Genomic DNA, 18,156 nt, shown 5'->3' with positions numbered 1-18,156 from the left:
CAAACTCGGCTCTCGGGACAAATGATAGCTCACCCGAGAAGGTATTAGCCGACTTGGAAAACGGCCTTGATGAGTTAATTCGTCTGGCGTCCACCGATCTGCCCGCTCATGCCACGCGCAAGCTTCGGAACGGACTGACCAAGTTCGCCGAGAAAGTAGACACCGCTCGCGAGAGCACCGATACGGTTAAACTACCAAAGGCGTCGTTTGACCCCGGCGATCCCAAAACAGTCGGCCGAATGGTCGCCCTTGCTCTCCTGGCTCAACCACGGCTGCCGCTCGCCTCCGTGCCAGACGCCTATGGTTCCGGTGTCTACGCGATCTACTACAATGGCGATCACCCATTCTATGAAGCCATCAGCCACACCGAAACTCCGATCTACGTGGGAAAGGCTGATCCAGAGACTCCCGAGGCGAGCACTCCACGGGAACAAGGATCGAAACTTACCTCTCGACTGAAAGAGCACGCGAAAACCATTCGAGCGGCTGACGCGCATGCCCATGAAAATCATCTTCCCGACGGATTATTTCCTATTCGCCTGAAAGATTTCGAATGCCGTCGTCTGGTATGCGCCACAAACGCCCAGCTTGTCGCCGAACGACATCTCATTTCCACTTTCTGGCCATTATGGAATAGCGAGACGAAAGTCTGCTGGGGCATGAGCAAACATGGGGATTCCCATAAAACCCGAAAAAATAAACGGTCACCATGGCACGTGATTCATCCCGGCAAAGCATGGGCCGCCGACACAACGGACGAGAAGCAGGAAGACGCGCTCTCCCCAAGCGAAATTCAGCGTCGTATTGGCGAATTGCTGGAGCGCACGCCACCGCGTCGAAGTCACGAGCAACTCCTTGAGGAAATGCTGGTCGCATTTCGGCAGGATGATACGGTTGCACTTGAGACGGAGACGGAAGAGCTTAAACCACCCGTGAATTTCCGAGGTCCAGGTCCAGAGGACGATGGCACGGATTAAAGTGAAAGAGCACGTCTCTCCGGAACGAAGCGCCCAAATGGCCTTGGTAAAGGGGAAGAATACGAAACCCGAGCTTCGCGTCCGCCGCGCTTTGCACGCGGCGGGCTTTCGATATCGTCTCCATGACAAATCCCTTCCGGGACATCCGGATATTGTTTTTCGTTCTCGGAAAACGGTCATCTTCGTCCACGGATGCTTCTGGCACCGCCATTCAGATCCGAATTGCAAACTCGCCCGGCTACCCAAATCACGGTTAGAATTTTGGGAGCCCAAACTTGAAGCAAACGCCGCTCGCGACCGACGCAATAAGTCTCTCCTGGAGGAGGTAGGCTGGAAAGTTATAACAATATGGGAGTGTCAGACGACACCCTCGACAATACAATCCACGATCACAAATACGAAGAAACAATTAGAATGTATCACTTCGAATACCGACGCCCCTAAGACGCAATTATTTTGAAGTGATAAGCCGCCAACATACATCTCATCCCAGTCAAAGACCTAACCCGCGTTTCCGCGCGAACGACCAGTCGATCCCTCCATCACCGCGCATGATGCCCGACACTTCCCGTCCGCGCTGCTTTTCCAGCGAGGGCGACCATGGCACCAGTTCGAAGCCCAGCCCGTCATCGATCATGGCGAACCGGCCCGACGCCAGATTGAAACGCTGCCGATATGTGCCTGTGACGGGATCACCCTGGCCGCTCTGCCGAAACGGTGTCCCAGACTTCCCGCTGAGGTTCCGTCCTACCATCTCCAGTTCCCGCTGGCGCAGCGTGGCGAGCAGGTTCCGCGCGTATCGAATACCCCCGCCATCGTGGCTGGCCAGACCCTGCTCCACCAGATGCTCCGTGCGCTTTTCCGTCGCCTCCTTGACCTCGGCGCCGAACCCGGAGGAGGCCAGCGCAAGAGGCTCCCGCGCGATGGCCTGTCGGTCGAGCCAGGTAGCGCCGTCCGCCGTCACCTGCCGCTCCAGCGTGACGTCCGAGCGCACGGCCAGCGCGGCACGGCCACGGCCCTGTTTATCGATGAAATGTCGCAGTTCGACGATGGAGCCGACTGCTCCGTCACCAGCGGCTTCAAGGTCCGGCATACGGACATGATGCGTGCGTCCATCAATTCCATCGATGACAACATAAGCCGTGCCGCGCAGTTCGTCATCGAGGCCACGATCGACCAGTCGTCCAATCACAGGATCGGTGGTGTCCTCACCCGCCAGCACCCAGGACGACGCGGTGCGATCGATCTTCTGTTCCGCCAGTCCCCGATGGATCCGTTTGATGATGTCGTTGCGTTCGCTGATCTCCCGCAATGTGGCCTCCGCACTCTCGTCCATCCTCCAGCAATCCGGCCCGACCTGATGCGCCAGCCCCATGGTTTCCAGGCGACGCAGGCGACCCAGCTTCACCGTGGCGAAGGCGTCCGGCGTTTCGCCCGGCGCGCGCCCGAGAGCGATGATGCCATCTTCACCGGCATCCCTCTGAAGCTGTCGGTCGAGTTGGGTCCAGCGGTCAGCATTTACCTGCCGCTCGACCGCCTGATGGATGTCATGATCGGTGCGAGGCCCGAGTTCCAGTGTCACCAGATCCTGGGCACGGGCACGCATGCCCTCACGGATGTAATCGCGCGCGATCACCAGATCGGACCCATCCTCCGCCACACCCCGGACGATGACGTGCAGATGGGGATGGGCGGTGTTCCAGTGATCGACAGCAACCCAGTCCAGTTTCGTCCCAAGATCGGATTCCATCTGGCCCATCAGATCGCGGGCGAAAGCCCGCAGATCCGACATCTCCGGCGCGTCCTCCGGGGAGACGATGAAACGGAAATGATGCCGGTCCCCATCGCAGCGTTCCGCGAAGTCCGAAGCGCGGATGTTATCGCTGTCCTTGCCAAACAGGCGCGCATCCTCTCCGTCCCGCGTCACCCCCTCCCGACGCAGATAGCGCAGATGTGCTGCCAATGGTGTGGCGCGCGGCGCGTGGCGCACGACGCGCGCCTTGATGACGACGCCCCGCGAGCGGCTGGTCAGCAGGCGATTGGCCGCATGGACGGCGGCCCTGCCCCGCCCGAAGGTGGAGCGACGCCCGGCACTGATTTTCCCCGAGCGGGAAACCCTGCCACCGGCCCGCTGCACGGACGCCAGCACCTGCGTCACAAAGGGCCGCGCCTGCCGGGCGCGGGTGGAGCGGAGACGCCCTGGCCGAACCCGGAAGTCCTCATCCCTGTTCATGAAAAATGTCCCGCACCGCGCGAAAGATCGCATCGGATCAAAGAGATGACATCGTGTCGCGAGGTGCGGAAAATCCACGCACCTCGCGACAAGACTTCAAAAACCCCGGAAAACAGACACCCCAACCGAGCCGCGATGTGCGGCTTTTTATCCAGCCCTCCCTTTTCTGTTGGCTTTCCGGGGGGTTCACGCCTCACTGGACCTGATCCGATCCCTTCAGTGGGACCATGACGGACCTCTCCCCGGCATGTCCTGCGAAGAGATTTTCGGGAGCAGCGACATGACGTGCCGTGGGTGCTCGAAACGCATCGGGCTGGCCGGAAACGAAGAGCGCAGCCGTCACCCAGGAACGAGCCGGAAAGGGCAAAAAGGCAGCGGGAAGATGGAGGTCAAACGATGATTTTTTCATCAGCCGTGTGACGAATTCCACGTAGGAAATCGTCTCGCTTGGCAGTGGCCGACCGGTCGCGAGATGCTCGTCATAACGACCGGGACCGGCGTTGTAGGCAGCGAGAAAACCCGCATCGCCATAGCGGTCGTGCAGCCATCGCAGATAGGCTGCACCGGCCGCGATATTGTCATGTGGATCGAAGGGATCGACCCCCAGATTGAGCGTGCGCCGGACATCTTTCCAGGTGCCCGGCATGAGCTGCATCAGGCCCATCGCACCAGCATCGGACACCGCATGCGGATCGCCCGCACTTTCGGCTTGCAGGACCGCCCGTACCCACATCGCCGGGATCGCATTCCGTTCCGCCGCCTGACGCACGAGGTCATCGAAACCCTGCGCCCGAACAATGGCCGGCGAGAACGGCAGCGCGAGAACGGCTAGCACGCCAGCGGACAGGAAAAACCGGAGGCTCATTCCCGGCCTCCCGGACGTTTCGCGGGGCGGTTCCACACCAGTTGCCATTCGCGCCCGCCACGTCCGGCCTGGAACAGCGTGGCCCGGACCGGCTGCATGAAACTGGGGTCATCCAGGACGATGGAAATATATTCGCCGGCGCGCTCCCCGGTGCGGGTCCAACCGGCACCGATCTCTGACCCAGTGTCTCCGTCACCGAGATGGATGCGATAATCCGGCGCATGTTCCGCGCCGTTGTTTTCCGCTGGCACGAAGGTCAGTTCTGCGTCCAGCGACAGAGTGCGCACGCGACCGGCAAAACCATCGGCGGTGCGGGTGAAAAATCCGATCTGGCTCATGAGAAAAATCCTTTCGGAAATGATAGGGGTGATGGAAAATCCGTGTGCCTTACGACCGTCATTCGATCGGCGGTTCGCTCTGTTTCACGGGCACTATGGGCGGTCCCAGAAGCAGTCCCTTCCTCACGGAATCATCCGGTTCCGGAAGGGGATCGAAATGCGGCGGAGGCAATTCGGCCTCGCCTGTGCGCACATGCACCGGCACGGCACACCCGATGACGGTATCCATCGACAGGACACCGAAATACCGCCCGTCCAGGCTGGTCGGCACGGCGGCGTTCATGACGAAGATCTGCCCCGGTCCGAGATGCTGGCAGCCCTGCCAGACCGGCAGCTTGCGGCCCCGATGATCGACGGTCTTCGCGTCACCGGCAGGTTTGCCGTCGATGGTGACATGCACGCCGATGCGACAGACACTCTGCCCCGCCAGTGCTGCCACAGGCTTGAGCAGCGGCACACCGAACGGCAGGTAGCCGCGCGTCGCCAGCAGCGTCGCCTCGCGCTCGGGCAGGCGGAGCGCGACAATGTCGCCGACGCGGACCGGGACGGTGGGCTGGATGCGATACAGCCCGACCGGCACGCTGGCCGTTTCGTTCCAGACCCAGCGCGGCGCGGTATGAAACGCCAGCGAGGCGCCTACACCGAGCACGGCGAAATACGTGGCGAAGAACCAGCCGCGCCGGGTCATGATACATCTCCTGACAACGCACGCGCGAAGACCGCGTCGAGCGCGCGTTCGACGCGCAGGATGGCGTGGCCTATGGCTTCGGGGATATCCGGGACGACCGCGTCGCCGAACGCCTCGACGGCGAAGCTGGCGGCAGACGCCCGGCGTCCATCGCCGAGCGCAACGCGCGTGCGAGCCAGCCAGGCGGAAAGCCCATCATCCAGCCGTAGATGAGCGGCAGGGCCGCTGTTCCAGCCAGCCCATGGCTCCGTAACAGCGTCGCCAGCGTCCGTGCTCCCGCCCAGCGATCCGGGGGCGCCCTGCCCGTCATCGCTCCATCCATCACCGCGTCCATCGTCGGGGATTTGCGGCGGTCGTAAGCATCGCTCCAACCGTCCATCCGGCTGTCCCGCTTCGTGGGCGTCGGCAGTGTTTCCAGTGCTGCGTGCCGCAGCAGGTTCGGCGTGTCGATCTGGGCCTTGGATCCGTTCGCCCGACGGCCCGTCTCGATCTCCCGCGCGGTGAGCCGGCGGCCCCCGTTCGGCGCCAGCGGTGTGGGCAGCATCCCGCAGGGAGGCTGGCGCTCCTCGAAATACAGCGCTTCCCCGATCGTCGGCGTACGGCTGAAATCGTCCTGCTCCGATGTCATCCGCCCCTTGCACCGACGCAACATGCTGCCCCCTGGCGCAGGGTTGGCAGTCGGGGTTCCCTGCATCCCCGCATGACGGTTCTCCTGCCCCGTCATCTGCGCCAGCACGTCGCCCCGACCACCCTTCGCGGCATCCGACGCCCGTGGCGTCGCCATACGATCCGTGCGGAACACATCGTAAAGGCCCGACGCCTTCATCGCCGCCCGCGCGCCCCCTCCGCCTTCCATCCGCATCCCGCCCTGTTGCGACTGCGAGACCGGTGTCGGCAAGCTGCCGGGGGTCGAAACCGATGAGCCAGGACCGTTTGCGGACATGGCAGGCGCCGATATCTCCAGCACCCACCACGCACGGTTCGCAGGCGTAGCCGAGCGCCTCCAGCGCATCGAGCAGCCGGTCCACGCCGCGAGTTCTGAGGTTAGCGCTGTTCTCAAAAGCGAACCAGCGAGGGCGGCATTCTCCGACCAGGCGGATGGCTTCGCGGTAGAGGCCCGACCGCGCGCCGTCGATCCCTTTGCCCCTGGTGTTGGCGCTGCTGATGTCCTGGCACGGCGGGCTGCCCGTGACGAGATCGGGCAGGAAACCGAGGTCGGAAACAAGTCGCCCTGCGGTGAGGGTCCGGACGTCGTCGTAGAGGCGGACATGGGGATTGTTCTCCGCGTAGAGCACGCGCCGCCATGGAACGATCTCGCAGGCGGCGACGGTGACGAAGCCCGCCCGGTGCAGGCCCAGCGTCCAGCCGCCAGCCGCACCCGCGAACAGGTCCAGCACGCGGAAGGGGGTGCGGGGTGAGATATCACCCATGGGGGAATGACCATACGTCATGCCACTGCCCTCCGGCGCAGCCAGGCAACATGGCGTTCGCGCGTGTAGGGACGCGGTTCCTGCGCTGCCGTGAGGCGATGATGCAGATGGCGCCAGTGATCGGGACAGGCAGTAGCGGGATCGATCCCAAGTGCCTCTACACCGTCGATGGCCTCCAGCACCCGACGCACCTTTGGCCAGCCGCTCTGGCGCAGCAGGCTCTCGCCGCCGGGGCGCACAAAGGGCACCGTCTGGCAGGTTTCCTGAGTCCCCACGGCGCGCACGATGTCGATGCAGGACACCACGGTGCCGAAATCGTTCGCGGCCCAGCGGATGAACGCGAAAACGCTGTCCGGCGTGAAGCTCATCAGCCTGCGCCTGCGATCTAGAATGCGATCCTCGACAGGGTGCCCGAACCGGACCCAGTGTTCGATGCGCTTCTCGATCCAGGTCAGTTCAACCGTGGTGAGCGCAGCGTCGTCCGGCCGGAAAGACGGGGCGGTCATGGCGCACCTGCCCCGCGATCCGCGACCGCTTCCCGAGCTTCTTTTTTGGCCTGTCTGGACAAGTCAGAATTGTCGCGAAAAATACCCCTCTTACTACTACATATAGTATTGTACTTATAAGTTAAGAAGTTACGCCTCTCGCTTTTCCTTCCGGAACAATGGTTTACATAGTGGTTTTTTGAACGACCCAACGATACAACCGTATCTGTTCCAACGTGTTTTTCCACCGTTGTGGCAACGAGTGGTTCCACTGGCTTCTCCACAGGCCCTGTGGACGGCGTCGTTGCTTCGATCCGCAAATAATCGGTGCCATGTCGCAGACAGGTGGAGAGACGATATCCCGGAAGCGATTGCGCCCGAACGATCTTTCCCAGTGCGAGCGCGAAATCATATCGTTGCATCAGAGTGCCGGAACGGCCATGCAATTCGGTGAAATCGAACAGCCATCGTCCCTTCTGCCGTCCGACACGTCGCCGGGCGAAGCGGTAGAGCCAGCGTCCGATCCCGCTCCCCATGTGGAAATAGGCCGGATGCACGGTCAACACGCGTGTGGGCTCAGTGACAGCGGCGAGGAACCAGTCCGACAGGGTCAGAGCGACGCCATCGTCGCGGGAGATACGGACATCACTGACCCAGGCGAACGGCCGTTCCCGCCAGTCCGGGCCATTGCGGATATTCGTCATCACCGTCGTGGCCGCGAGACGTGTCAGTGCGCCACGCAGACGGCGGTACTGATGCGCGCCGGCATCCCAGCCGAGGTCCTGGAACAGACGCCAAGGCGTGAAACGGACATGGCGGGAAATCCATTGCCCCTCGTTCAGCGCGCCCCTGAGCTGTCCGGCAAGCCAGAGCAGCACGTCGGCATCCATGAGTGTCGCCAGCCCGGCGTCGCCGGAGGACATGACGTGAACCTCGCTGTAGCCCGACCGATGACGGATCGGCTCATGACGTGGCATTTTCCCGAGTGCGAAGAGCGGACGATCCATCAGGTCGCGGATGTCACGCGGACTGGCAGGCCCGGAGACCACAAAGCGGCGATCTGGCTGACGCCAGTTATCGGCAGACGGCATCATCGTCCGGCGCTCCGCTGCGCCTTGCGGGCCTTCGCCTGCAGGCGGATGATATAGGCGCGGGGATCGGACGGCATGGGAATGCCGCCTCCATCACCCGTGGACAGCCGGACGTTCAGATCGGCCCAGGCGCACAGGTCTTCGACGGCGTAGACGATCCGGCCGCCAAGCTGGCGGTAGAGCGGACCGGTGCCGCAGCTCCGGTGTTTTTCGAGCGTGCGGATGGACAGGCCAACGAAATTGGCCGCATCCGGGGTGCGCAGATAGCGCGGTGGCAGTGTCGGCTGAACACGCATGGGGTCTTGCTCCCGGTGGATCGGGCCGCTGGCGGGGTGTCGCGGCTCATGGGAGGACGCTGCCGGAGAATGAGCTGTGGGGAGGGATGACAAAGTTCAGGCCGCCAAAATGTCACCCCCCTGCTTCAGCCCCTGAAGGAGAGCGATATGGCCGCCGTTCAGATAGAACCCGGCACCGTCGAGATCGCGGTAGAAAGCCCGGTGCCATGCGCTGGCACGCCATTCATTGCGGGACAAGCACAGGATATGCTCACCGTAGATGCCGGCCGCGATCCGTCGGACCGCCACGCCCATGCGTCGGCCTTCGGCGATGCAGAGCATGCGGATCTGGCGCAGTTTCTGCTGGGGGCTCAGGCGCAGCGTAGAGGGAAGAGGACCGGGCGTCTGACCGGCAAGCAGGCGGCCGCAGCGCGCAACGCTGGCCAGACGGGTCGTGAGATGTCCGTCGTCGATGATGAACCAGGTTCCTGGCGCGTCGGGCTGCCGATCGACGACAATGAAAAGGCGCAGCGGGCCTGCTGCGCTATCCAGCACGAGATGGATGCCATCCGGAGCATCATGTCGTGCCCGCGCGTATGGCGCGAGACGGGACAGAATGTCACCCCCATCACCACGCACGGCGACCTCGGGCGCGATGTCAGGATCCCAGAAAGCGGGAGCAAGCCAGGCGGGGAGATTAGGGTCGACAGGGAAAACGCAACCCCCAGCGACGGGCGAAGGTGCGCCATATTTCGGCGTCCACCTTGCCCGTCGTCATGGTTGCGGCATGATCGCGCCGATAGGCCGGATTGTGTCGCAGCCATTCCTGGGCGAGACCGGCAGGGTCGAGCCCGGCGAGAGCGCGACGAAGGGGCGTGGCATCCCACGGCCGGATTGTCGGCACGCCCCCCTCCCCCGATATGTCATAGATTCGACCCAGTATCCGGTGCAAAACCGAAACGGGTAGTCCCAAAGACTCAGGAGGGTGATCCCGACAATCTCCGACCAGATAGGGATTATTTGGAAGAGGGACGAAGATTCAGGCCACGCGGGCGGGAAATGTCGGTTTTTCCGGCATTACGTGATGCGCTCGGCACATCACTCCGGCGGGAGAGAAACCGTCCGTGTATTATAATACGTAGCGCGATAATACACAAATCGTTCCTATCCTGCGGATGGACATCCGAGGACTTTTCGGCGCGAACGTGAGGCGCCTACGACGCGCCACCGGTCTCAGCCAGGAGGCTTTGGCGGAACGGATGGGCGTGGACCGCGCCTATATCAGCTGGATCGAGACCGGACGCCAGAATGTGACACTTCTCTCGCTATGGCATGCGTCACAGGCACTGGGCGTGCGGCCCGCCGCGCTGCTGGACGAAAGCCACGCTGTCGTTACAGAAGCAGCACCGGCCGACGGAAAGCCATAACCGGCCTGGCGAGGAAGAAAGCCCCTCCGGCGAACCGGAGGGGCCTGGGGTGGTCAGTCCCCGTTGCGCGGGCGCTGGCGGCTCCAGACCAGGTTGTAGGCGCCACCTTCCTCTTCGAAGAGGCTGGCGAAGATCGGACCGGGAAGGGTCGGATCGTCCAGCTTCACGCTGAGATATTCGCGCCAGTCGGTGGTGTGCTTGATCCAGGCGGCCCCGGCTTCGAGTTTGCCGATCTGGACCCGGAAGTTGGGAACATTGTCGCTGGCCCGGCTGGCTTCGGGCACGAAGCGGATACCCCGGATTTTCTGCGTCAGGGTGACGATTTCGCCTTCGTAACCCTCGCCGACTTTTTTGAATGAACCGATGAGCATTGTCCTGTCTCCTGGTTGTATCGGGCCGCGACCATCGTGGCCTCGATGGCCATCGTCAGCCCGGAGACGACCGGCGGCGCACCCCGCAGGGGCCGGAGCAACGCGGAGGACGGCGGCACGGAATTTTTTTGGGTCGCGAGGAATGGGCGAAGCCCAGGGGAAAAAAGTTGCGGGCCGCCGTTGCGCCATAGCCGGGCGAGGCGAAGCCGGTCTTCGGGCAGATCGGCCATTGTCTGAGGTCATGGTGTGCGGCGCCGTCAGCCCTATGGAGAGACAGGTCTGTCCGTCGTGTTCCATGACTGGGACGCAGGGTGCGAGGGAGATATCCGTTTCCCGACAACATGCAGATCAAACTGTATCCGTCGCCGGGATACTCCGCTGGCCGGTACCATGTTCCCAGCGCTTCCAGATTGACAGGCGGGACGTTGATACCAAGCCGCCAGTCATGCCAGTAGAATGGCATGCGTTTTCTGCACTGAAGCTGGACGACGTTTCACTCCGGTCGGAGTCTGTCCGGGCGTCTTTCCCAAGAGGAAAGGTACTGCCCTATCCTGTCTCCTGATCCGCCCATGCACGCGCAACGGGGACTGACGGCCCCACGCTGACCTTCTGGACCTGACCGAGACTGGCATCCTGCCACCGGGAACTTACGCGGGCTGGATGGCACAAAGCCGCATCCACGCGGCCCCACCCACGCATAATGCCCCCAACATCGCGAAAAGGTAGGCCGGGATGGTGCCCATATCGCCCACACCGCTGAAACCCAGCGTCATGCCGAACCCCGCCAGCGCGGCTGGCAGGGCAAGCAGCGCTGACACCGCGCCCCGCAGGGCGGGATCGCGCGAGGAGGCGAGGATCGCCTGGCCGCATGCCAGCACCATGATCCCGGCGGCGATGCCCGCGAGCGTGGCGTGCGCGCTGGATAGCACGCCATGGTCGTAGAGCTTCGTGCAGACCATCGCCGCCACGAACAGAGGGGCGGCATAGACCGCGCAGAGAAACAGCAGCCAGCACAGGAAACCGATACCGGCGAAGCCGAGGACAATACCGAGACCGAGCAGCATGGATCGCGTCCTTTCCAGCAGAGGAAACACCACACACATGCCGCGACGATTCAGGAATATCTACGAAATAGAAGTGAGTTTTCTGGATCTGCTTTCACGATCAGGACAGCGCGCGGAGCGCGCCGGACTATGACCGAGGCGCCGCCTGTCGGCGCCTTCCGCTCGCGCCGTGGACGCGGCGCGTTGTCCTCGCAGCGTTGGAGCTACCGCGCCAGGAACGTCCCCTTTCCGGCCATACTCTCCGCGAGCCGGCTCCGCCGGCGAGCGCCGCACGCGCCGGCCCGTCGGGGCCGGTGCGATTTTCCGTCCGTCCGGTGAGGCGAAGAAAGGGGGCGGCTTTAAGCCGCCGCCCTCGCCGCCCCGTGCCAGGCCAGCCGGCGGGTTGCCGTGGCTGCGTGGTCCGGGTCCAGTTCCATGCCCAGCCAATCACGCCCAAGATGCTGCGCCGCCACCAGAGATGAACCCGAACCGGCGAACGGGTCCAGAACCAGCCCACCCACCGGGCAGAAGGTTTCCACCAGGGGAAGGAGTGCCGCCACCGGCTTTTGCGTCGGGTGCAGCTTGTTTCCCGAATACGGCATGTCGATCACGTCCGGAATGGGCTTTACGGGCGGTGTCACGTTGCCCTTGGCCAGCAGGTAGGCGCTTTCGTGTTCATACCGAAGAAACCGGGATGATGAAGAATAGGACTTGCGAAAGACGATATGCCCGACCATGCGGAACCCCGCCGCTTTCCATGCATCCGCGAACAGGTCGATGCGGTTCCAGCCATAGAACGAAACGGCAAACCCGCCCCATTTCAGGACACGGTGCATCTGGTTGAAGGCTGGCCGGAGCCAGCGCGCATTGTCGTCATTGCGAACCTTGCGCCCATCCCTGCCCCGATAATTTACAAGGTAAGGCGGGTCTGTCAGGATGAAGTCCACCGAATTACGGGGCAGCGCCCGCATCAGTTGCACGCTGTCGCCGTTGAGAATGGTGTTGCGGAAATCGGTCGCCGTGTTGGTGTTGCCGGTCATGATCTTTGCCCTTTGTTCCGCGAGGAACAGCCCCCGCTGTTCCTCTGCCTCGCGGCGAGCAGCGGGGTAGCAACGGCAAGGGCGACCGATGGGGAGGGGTATCGCCAGATCTGCACGGAGCGCAGCGCAGGAAGATCGGGGAAACCCCGTCGGGCGGCGTCAGCGCGCTGACGCGAACCCTTTCCGGCGCGAGGGCGGAGCCATTAGCTGTTCATTTCCATCAATGCTCTCGTAATTAAATAAAAAAAATGATACATCACGCCATCCTATTTACAAATTGTATGAAATTACTAGGGATACACGATTTGGAGGCAAAAGTACTTAGAGTTAATTCTGCACGTCTGACGACACCTTCGGGTTTAACGCTACCGAATAGACCTAGACTCCACGTCGAAAATTCATTCGCCAACTTGTCTAACCATATCATGAAAAATTTAATGGCGAATTTTCCTCTATATCGAGTTTTCGGTTCCAACTTAGAAAAAGATGCACACAAACTCTCTATTTCATTAAATAACGGTTCACGCTCGTAGGGAATCAATTCCTCAACAGATACGTTGATTGCCGTGACTTTTCCGAGTTCGACAGACGAGATCTGACCTAAGCTTTTCGGTAATCGCCTTGTAATTTCCACAGGAATTTTTCTGGCAATATAAATACGCCTATTAATATCCGTCGTAATTTCAAGGAAATTAGAATAATCAGAATTAAATAAACTAATAATCTCCTTTCTAACTCCTGGCAGGGCATGACATGGAAAAATATCTTTTAATAAAATTTCCAAAACATCTTCGTTAACAAGGTAGTTTTCCGCAGAATAAAACTCTGTCATAAAAACATTATCGCAATCGCAGAAACCATCCAAGTCATTATAATCTCTGTCCACTAAAATAACCACGTCATTTTTAAGTCCACTCACATCTTTAGAAAGAGAATTACTTAACATTCTGGCTTCTTTTTTTCCTCCACACGGAAATGGCTCGTAACACAAGTCTGGACGAACTCGTTGAAGCCATTGACCATAAATTATCTTATCATCATCACCCTCTACTGCAAAAATTTTTACATTAGCTAAACTGGAACGGAGCGCTAGCAATCTAGCCTTCAAGACTGCACTACTACCTCTGGCAGCCTTCATTATTTCAAGAAAGCCTTCTTCCGGATTACAATCAGCAGAACTATTCATCGATGTCGTCCTCTGAATATTCATCAGACGCAACCTCATGAATGCTCTCTTCTATCTTCAGAGCTCCAGCAAATGGTTCAAGATCATTATCAAATACAAATGGTGAGTGAGTGATTGCAATTAATTGGGCGCATGATGGAGCACCAAGCACATCAACTAATATTTCTCGCTGCCAATCAATTGAAAGAGAAAGCTCGGGCTCGTCGATAAGTACAATTTTACGGTTTGGGTACAGAAACATCTTTGCAAATAATGAAACCATCTGTTTTTCACCGGATGAAAGCGCATCAAGCGATATTCTCCTGTTTCCTGGCACACTTTCAACATGGACTCTGAAGTTAGATCGGTTCAGACGTAGTACTTTACCATCAGCGGAGATAGTCTTACTCGTTATAATGTCCGTACTCGGCTCATTGGATGATAAATATTTATTACAATTCATAATAAAGTCATCTACAGGCTGCTCGACGGCTTTTGTTGATCTAATAATGGTGGCCAACTTCGACAGGAAATAACTTAGAAACTTACTCGACGAAGTTGCAAGACCTTCCCTTGTGTAAATTTTTGTTAAATTTGGAATAGATATAGGCGGGTAAGGCCCTTGACGCCGTCCATTCTCCAGTCTTTCAAAAAATACCCGCAATTCCTCTCGCTCTGGCACCTCGGAGTGAGGAGATGCATCGGCTTCAAAAGAGCCGTCGAGTAATTCATTAATTATATCAGCACTAATCTTACGGTAGCCCTCGTTTGACTCTATAATAATCTGCTGATTTAATTCAGATAGACGTTCAGAAATATCGGTTAGTCCAAATTGAATTTCGCCCGTGAATAAACTCCCAGCCGCCACTTCAAATCGAGGACGTTTCCTGCGTCGTTGTGTCTCACGCGGATCTCCTCGCAGCGCCAGTTCAATTCGCCGATAAGTTGGCAAATAGACAATTTCACAACCCTTCAAACATTTTTTCAAAACTGTATATATAGATAATATCCTTGGGTTTCTCTCTAGCAGAATTTGGCGAACTTTTTCTATAGCGACACTAGCTTCACGACGATTATAATCAAAAGCGCTTACTATAGATGAATACACACCTCCATCGTAATTATACCTTTGTCGATAATTTCCGTCTTCCCAGTCTTCTATAATAAAATTAAACAATGCGGATGGTTCAACATTCGCTCTACCAGCCAAAAATCCTATATCTCCGTCGACAGGAATCTGAAGAAAATCTATAACGTCTGCGTGGTATAGTACAAGATCCTCTGTTTCCCCCGTCAAACGACATCTAATTTCCGAGAATTCTAAGTTACGAAGTCTAGACAATTGTAACCGTAGAAACGCGTCTAGGGCGCCGAGCAACGTCGTCTTTCCCGTACCATTCCTTGCAATCAAAATTGTGGCGGCATTTTCTGATGAGAGTGAAATAGAACGGTATCCATGAAGATTTACGATTCCAAAATATTGAATCACCGGTGGATCTGCCGCAATTTCATATATTGTACGATCGTTAGATTCTGTTTTTATCATAATCCCCTCTCCATATATTTATTTTTACACAGCGATTTTTCTCGCTCCAAGCATACTATCGCTGCCTACTTTCAAGCAACTGAGCCCACGTAGCACTTTTACCTTTTAAAAAGTGCTACGGAATGCCTGTATCGATATCGAGAAAGACCCTTATGCATCCCGCAACTCCATCAGCCACTCCCTGAGCTTCGACCACCGCCGCCTCCCGCCCTGATTGCGCACGGCGATGGCCAGCGCCTTCTTCTGCCCCACGAGCACGACGAGCTTCCTCCCCCGTGTCACGCCCGTATAGAGCAGGTTCCGCGCCAACATGGCGTAATGCTGCGTCACCAGCGGGATCACCACGGCCGGATATTCCGATCCCTGGCTCTTGTGGATGGTCGTGGCGTAGGCAAGCACCAGTTCATCCAGCTCGCCGAAGCCGTAAACGACCTCCCCTCCATCGAATGAGACCGTCAGTTCGCCCTCTTCCACATCGATCCTGTCGATAACGCCAAGATCCCCGTTGAAGACGTCCCGGTCATAATCATTGGCGATCTGCATCACCTTGTCGCCGGGACCATAGGTCCAGCCGAACCGCTCGACCTTCACCTCGCCAGGCGGATTCAGCGCCTGCTGCAATTCGATATTCAGCGACCGGGCGCCCAGCCCGCCCCGGTTCATCGGGCACAGCACCTGCACGTCCCGAACCGGGTCCAGCCCGAACCGCGCCGGGATACGGTCTTTCACCACGGCCAGCAGTTTGCGCAGCCCGATCTCCGGCTCGGCGGCCTCGACGAAATAGAAATCCGATCCCTCTTCCGCGTTCAGTTCGGGCATCCTGCCCTCGTTGATCCGGTGCGCATTGGTGATGATCCGGCTCTGTGCCGCCTGGCGGAACACCTCGGTCAGCCGCACTACAGGCACGGCGTTGGAACCGATGATATCGGCCAGCACCTGCCCCGGTCCCACCGACGGCAACTGGTCCACATCGCCGACGATCAGCAGGGCCGCGCTGTCGGGCAACGCGCGCAGCAGAGAACGCATCAGAAGCACATCGACCATGCTCGCCTCATCCACGACCAGGAGATCGCAGGTCAGCGGGTTGGTATCGTCCCGCTTGAAACTGCCATTGGCCGGATCCGTCTCCAGCAGGCGGTGGATGGTCTTGCCCTCCAGTCCCGTGCTTTCCGACAGGCGCTTCGCTGCCCTTCCCGTTGGCGCGCAGAGCTGCACATCCGTACCCTTGGCGGTCACGATTTTCAGGATGGCGTTGACCAGCGTGGTCTTACCCACGCCGGGACCACCGGTGATCACCAGCACCTTGCTGCGCAGGGCAAGGCGCACCGCCTCCTGCTGGCTGGGCGCGAGCGCAAGCCCGGTCTTCGTTTCCACCCAGGTCATGGCCTTTTCAGCGTCGATCTCCGGCCAGGGCGGTCGACCCACGGCGCAGGCGCGCAACCGCTCCGCAATGCTCTGCTCCGCGCGATAGAGAACAGCAAGGAAGATGCAGTCCGTCTCGCCCACGCTGTCGGCAATAACGTCGCCCGCTTCCAGTTCAAGTGCGAGCGCCGTCCCGATCAGAGGGGTGGCGACCTCCAGCAGTTCGGCGGTGCTGGTCAGCAGTTCCCCGACCAGCAGGCCGCAATGCCCTTCGTCCATGGCCTCGCCGAGCGCGTAGGAGATCCCTGCCCTCACCCGGATCATCGCGTCAGGCGCGATGCCCATCTTCCGGGCGATCTGGTCGGCGGTCTTGAACCCGATGCCCCGGATATCCTTCGCCAGCCTATAGGGATTTTCGCTGATCTGTTGGACCGCTTCCTGCCCGTAGGTCTTGAAGATCCGCACCGCCCGCGAGGTGCCGACGCCGTTGCTGTGCAGGAACAGCATGATCTCGCGGATCACCTTCTGGTCCGCCCAGCCACCGATGATCCGTTCGGCCCGCTTGGGGCCGATGCCCGTCACCTCGCGCAGGCGGTGGGGCTCCTGCTCGATCAGGTCGAACACGGCCTCGCCGAACGCTTTCACCAGCTTCTTCGCATAGACGGGACCAATGCCCCGGATCATGCCAGAACCAAGATAGCGTTCGATCCCCTCGACCGTGGTCGGCGGGCTGGCCTTCAGAAACTCCGCCTTGAACTGGAGGCCGTGGGTGTGATCGTTGAACCAGCGGCCCGACATCTGCACGAACTCGCCCGCCGAGATCATGGCGGCATGGCCGACAACAGTGACCAGATCGCGCTGCCCCCGCACCTTCACGCGCAGAACGCAGAAGCCGTTCTCGGCATTGTGGAACGTCACCCGCTCCACGAGGCCGGCCAGCGCTTCCATGGGCGAAGAGTCGGTGGCGCGTCCGCTCATCCGGCCTGCCGGAAGAACGGCACTCCCGTATCGTTCATGACTCGTCCTCCCCTCTCATACCACCGTCATACGCCAGTATTTGTACGACGCGCCTGTATCCGGGACTACCCATAACTACGATTCCGCACGCTGGATTACTCAGGAGCACGCTTTCGCATATTGCGCATTTCCATTGAAATAACAGTCATCTGTCCAGATCGTGTGTCTGTTTTCCTTGCCATGCGGTCGGAAGAGAGCAACGATGACGGACAGACCCAGACAGTCCCTTGCCCCGGCGTATCGGCCGCCTGAGCCTGAGTTGCGGCTCATCCTGCAGCCCGATGCCCCCGACCCGCGCCTGATAGCGCTGGTCCGCCTCATGGCCCGTCGTGCCGCACGGGACTGGTTCCGGTCGCAGCAACAGGAGCAACGTCGCCGCTCCGGACCGTAAGGGATGCCTCACCATGAAGGTCGCGCTCTACGCCCGCTATTCCTCCGATAACCAGCGCGACGCTTCGATCGCCGACCAGCTTCGCGTCTGCCGCACCCACGCGGAGAAACAGGGCTGGACCATCGTCGAGGAGTATACCGATCACGCTATCTCGGGTGCCTCACTGATGCGGCCCGGCATCCAGGCGCTGATCGCCGACGCACAGCGCGGACGGTTCCAGATCGTGCTGGCCGAGGCGATGGATCGCCTGTCCCGCGACCAGGAGGACATCGCCGGCGTCTTCAAGCGCATGAACTATGCCGGCGTGCGGATCGTCACCCTTTCAGAGGGCGAAGTCTCCCATCTCCATGTCGGCCTCAAGGGCACGATGAACGCGCTGTTCCTGAAGGACCTGGCCGAGAAGACCCATCGC

The 18,156-nt window shown here is 59.7% G+C and carries 21 protein-coding genes and 1 pseudogene; 5 read left to right on the top strand and 17 right to left on the bottom strand.

Features of this window, described 5'->3' with window-relative positions; all coding sequences use genetic code 11:
* Window positions 1-53: 53 nt before the first annotated feature.
* A complete protein-coding gene (locus tag KP701_RS11990; RefSeq protein ID WP_158093047.1) occupies window positions 54-977 on the top strand; it encodes an Eco29kI family restriction endonuclease in 924 nt (307 codons plus the stop codon).
* A complete protein-coding gene (locus KP701_RS11985; protein WP_086646724.1) occupies window positions 964-1,437 on the top strand; it encodes a very short patch repair endonuclease in 474 nt (157 codons plus the stop codon). Before KP701_RS11990 ends, KP701_RS11985 begins: the two co-directional genes overlap by 14 nt.
* Before the next feature lie 33 nt (window positions 1,438-1,470).
* Here the strand turns inward: KP701_RS11985 and KP701_RS11980 are convergent, their stop codons facing one another.
* The 11 genes and pseudogenes from KP701_RS11980 to KP701_RS11935 all read right to left on the bottom strand — a co-directional run bounded on the left by KP701_RS11980 (window position 1,471) and on the right by KP701_RS11935 (window position 9,286).
* Window positions 1,471-3,210: a VirD2 family relaxase/mobilization nuclease gene (locus tag KP701_RS11980; RefSeq protein ID WP_086646725.1), complete on the bottom strand. Its 1,740-nt coding sequence runs from the start codon at window positions 3,208-3,210 to the stop codon at window positions 1,471-1,473.
* A gap of 193 nt (window positions 3,211-3,403) precedes the next feature.
* The gene (locus KP701_RS11975; RefSeq protein WP_215747343.1) at window positions 3,404-4,075 is read right to left on the bottom strand and encodes a lytic transglycosylase domain-containing protein; all 672 of its coding nucleotides are present in this window, start codon (window positions 4,073-4,075) and stop codon (window positions 3,404-3,406) included.
* Window positions 4,072-4,413 carry a DUF736 domain-containing protein gene (locus KP701_RS11970; protein ID WP_215747342.1) on the bottom strand — a complete coding sequence of 114 codons (342 nt, stop codon included), beginning with the start codon at window positions 4,411-4,413 and terminating at the stop codon, window positions 4,072-4,074. Before KP701_RS11970 ends, KP701_RS11975 begins: the two co-directional genes overlap by 4 nt.
* 58 nt (window positions 4,414-4,471) lie before the next feature.
* Window positions 4,472-5,101 (bottom strand): S26 family signal peptidase, encoded by a 630-nt coding sequence (locus KP701_RS11965; protein ID WP_086646737.1) that lies wholly within the window; start codon window positions 5,099-5,101, stop codon window positions 4,472-4,474.
* 70 nt (window positions 5,102-5,171) lie between these two features.
* Window positions 5,172-6,044 (bottom strand): hypothetical protein, encoded by an 873-nt coding sequence (locus tag KP701_RS16330; RefSeq protein ID WP_252345593.1) that lies wholly within the window; start codon window positions 6,042-6,044, stop codon window positions 5,172-5,174.
* 22 nt (window positions 6,045-6,066) lie between these two features.
* A pseudogene (locus tag KP701_RS16325) lies at window positions 6,067-6,531 on the bottom strand (DNA cytosine methyltransferase); the annotation flags it as partial.
* 17 nt (window positions 6,532-6,548) lie between these two features.
* The gene (locus tag KP701_RS11955) at window positions 6,549-7,037 is read right to left on the bottom strand and encodes a DUF2840 domain-containing protein (protein WP_086646739.1); all 489 of its coding nucleotides are present in this window, start codon (window positions 7,035-7,037) and stop codon (window positions 6,549-6,551) included.
* Window positions 7,034-8,110: a replication initiator protein A gene (locus KP701_RS11950; RefSeq protein WP_086646740.1), complete on the bottom strand. Its 1,077-nt coding sequence runs from the start codon at window positions 8,108-8,110 to the stop codon at window positions 7,034-7,036. Before KP701_RS11950 ends, KP701_RS11955 begins: the two co-directional genes overlap by 4 nt.
* Window positions 8,107-8,403 carry an AlpA family transcriptional regulator gene (locus KP701_RS11945; protein ID WP_012553482.1) on the bottom strand — a complete coding sequence of 99 codons (297 nt, stop codon included), beginning with the start codon at window positions 8,401-8,403 and terminating at the stop codon, window positions 8,107-8,109. The genes KP701_RS11950 and KP701_RS11945 overlap by 4 nt, the downstream gene beginning before the upstream one ends.
* 96 nt (window positions 8,404-8,499) lie before the next feature.
* On the bottom strand, window positions 8,500-9,021 hold the full coding sequence (locus KP701_RS11940) for a DNA -binding domain-containing protein (protein WP_086646741.1): 522 nt from the start codon (window positions 9,019-9,021) through the stop codon (window positions 8,500-8,502).
* A 58-nt stretch (window positions 9,022-9,079) separates the two neighbouring features.
* Window positions 9,080-9,286, bottom strand: coding sequence for a transcriptional regulator domain-containing protein (locus KP701_RS11935; RefSeq protein ID WP_086646751.1), 207 nt, complete (start codon window positions 9,284-9,286; stop codon window positions 9,080-9,082).
* Between the two features lie 271 nt (window positions 9,287-9,557).
* Between KP701_RS11935 and KP701_RS11930 the strand changes: the two genes are divergently transcribed.
* Window positions 9,558-9,809: a helix-turn-helix domain-containing protein gene (locus tag KP701_RS11930; protein ID WP_086646742.1), complete on the top strand. Its 252-nt coding sequence runs from the start codon at window positions 9,558-9,560 to the stop codon at window positions 9,807-9,809.
* Between the two features lie 53 nt (window positions 9,810-9,862).
* Here KP701_RS11930 and KP701_RS11925 read toward each other — a convergent pair whose 3' ends face one another.
* The 6 genes from KP701_RS11925 to KP701_RS11900 all read right to left on the bottom strand — a co-directional run bounded on the left by KP701_RS11925 (window position 9,863) and on the right by KP701_RS11900 (window position 17,314).
* A complete protein-coding gene (locus KP701_RS11925) occupies window positions 9,863-10,180 on the bottom strand; it encodes a DUF736 domain-containing protein (protein ID WP_086646743.1) in 318 nt (105 codons plus the stop codon).
* Window positions 10,181-10,827: 647 nt separating this feature from the next.
* Window positions 10,828-11,244, bottom strand: coding sequence for a hypothetical protein (locus KP701_RS11920; protein WP_086646744.1), 417 nt, complete (start codon window positions 11,242-11,244; stop codon window positions 10,828-10,830).
* A gap of 338 nt (window positions 11,245-11,582) precedes the next feature.
* Entirely contained in the window at window positions 11,583-12,263 is a 681-nt protein-coding gene (locus KP701_RS11915) for a DNA methyltransferase (protein WP_086646745.1), read from the bottom strand.
* Window positions 12,264-12,519: 256 nt separating this feature from the next.
* Window positions 12,520-13,449: a DUF4435 domain-containing protein gene (locus KP701_RS11910; protein ID WP_215747341.1), complete on the bottom strand. Its 930-nt coding sequence runs from the start codon at window positions 13,447-13,449 to the stop codon at window positions 12,520-12,522.
* Window positions 13,442-14,974: an AAA family ATPase gene (locus tag KP701_RS11905; RefSeq protein WP_086646747.1), complete on the bottom strand. Its 1,533-nt coding sequence runs from the start codon at window positions 14,972-14,974 to the stop codon at window positions 13,442-13,444. Before KP701_RS11905 ends, KP701_RS11910 begins: the two co-directional genes overlap by 8 nt.
* 150 nt (window positions 14,975-15,124) lie before the next feature.
* Window positions 15,125-17,314, bottom strand: coding sequence for an ATP-dependent RecD-like DNA helicase (locus KP701_RS11900; protein WP_086646748.1), 2,190 nt, complete (start codon window positions 17,312-17,314; stop codon window positions 15,125-15,127).
* Between the two features lie 241 nt (window positions 17,315-17,555).
* Between KP701_RS11900 and KP701_RS11895 the strand changes: the two genes are divergently transcribed.
* Window positions 17,556-17,744, top strand: a complete 189-nt coding sequence (locus KP701_RS11895) for a hypothetical protein (RefSeq protein ID WP_086646749.1) — start codon at window positions 17,556-17,558, stop codon at window positions 17,742-17,744.
* A gap of 13 nt (window positions 17,745-17,757) precedes the next feature.
* Window positions 17,758-18,156, top strand: a 399-nt coding sequence (locus tag KP701_RS11890; RefSeq protein ID WP_215747340.1) for a recombinase family protein, incomplete at its 3' end; no start/stop codon positions are given.

This window comes from Gluconobacter sp. P1C6_b (genome assembly GCF_018811945.1).
Lineage (GTDB): Bacteria > Pseudomonadota > Alphaproteobacteria > Acetobacterales > Acetobacteraceae > Gluconobacter.
This window is presented reverse-complemented; position numbering and strand designations above follow the sequence as displayed.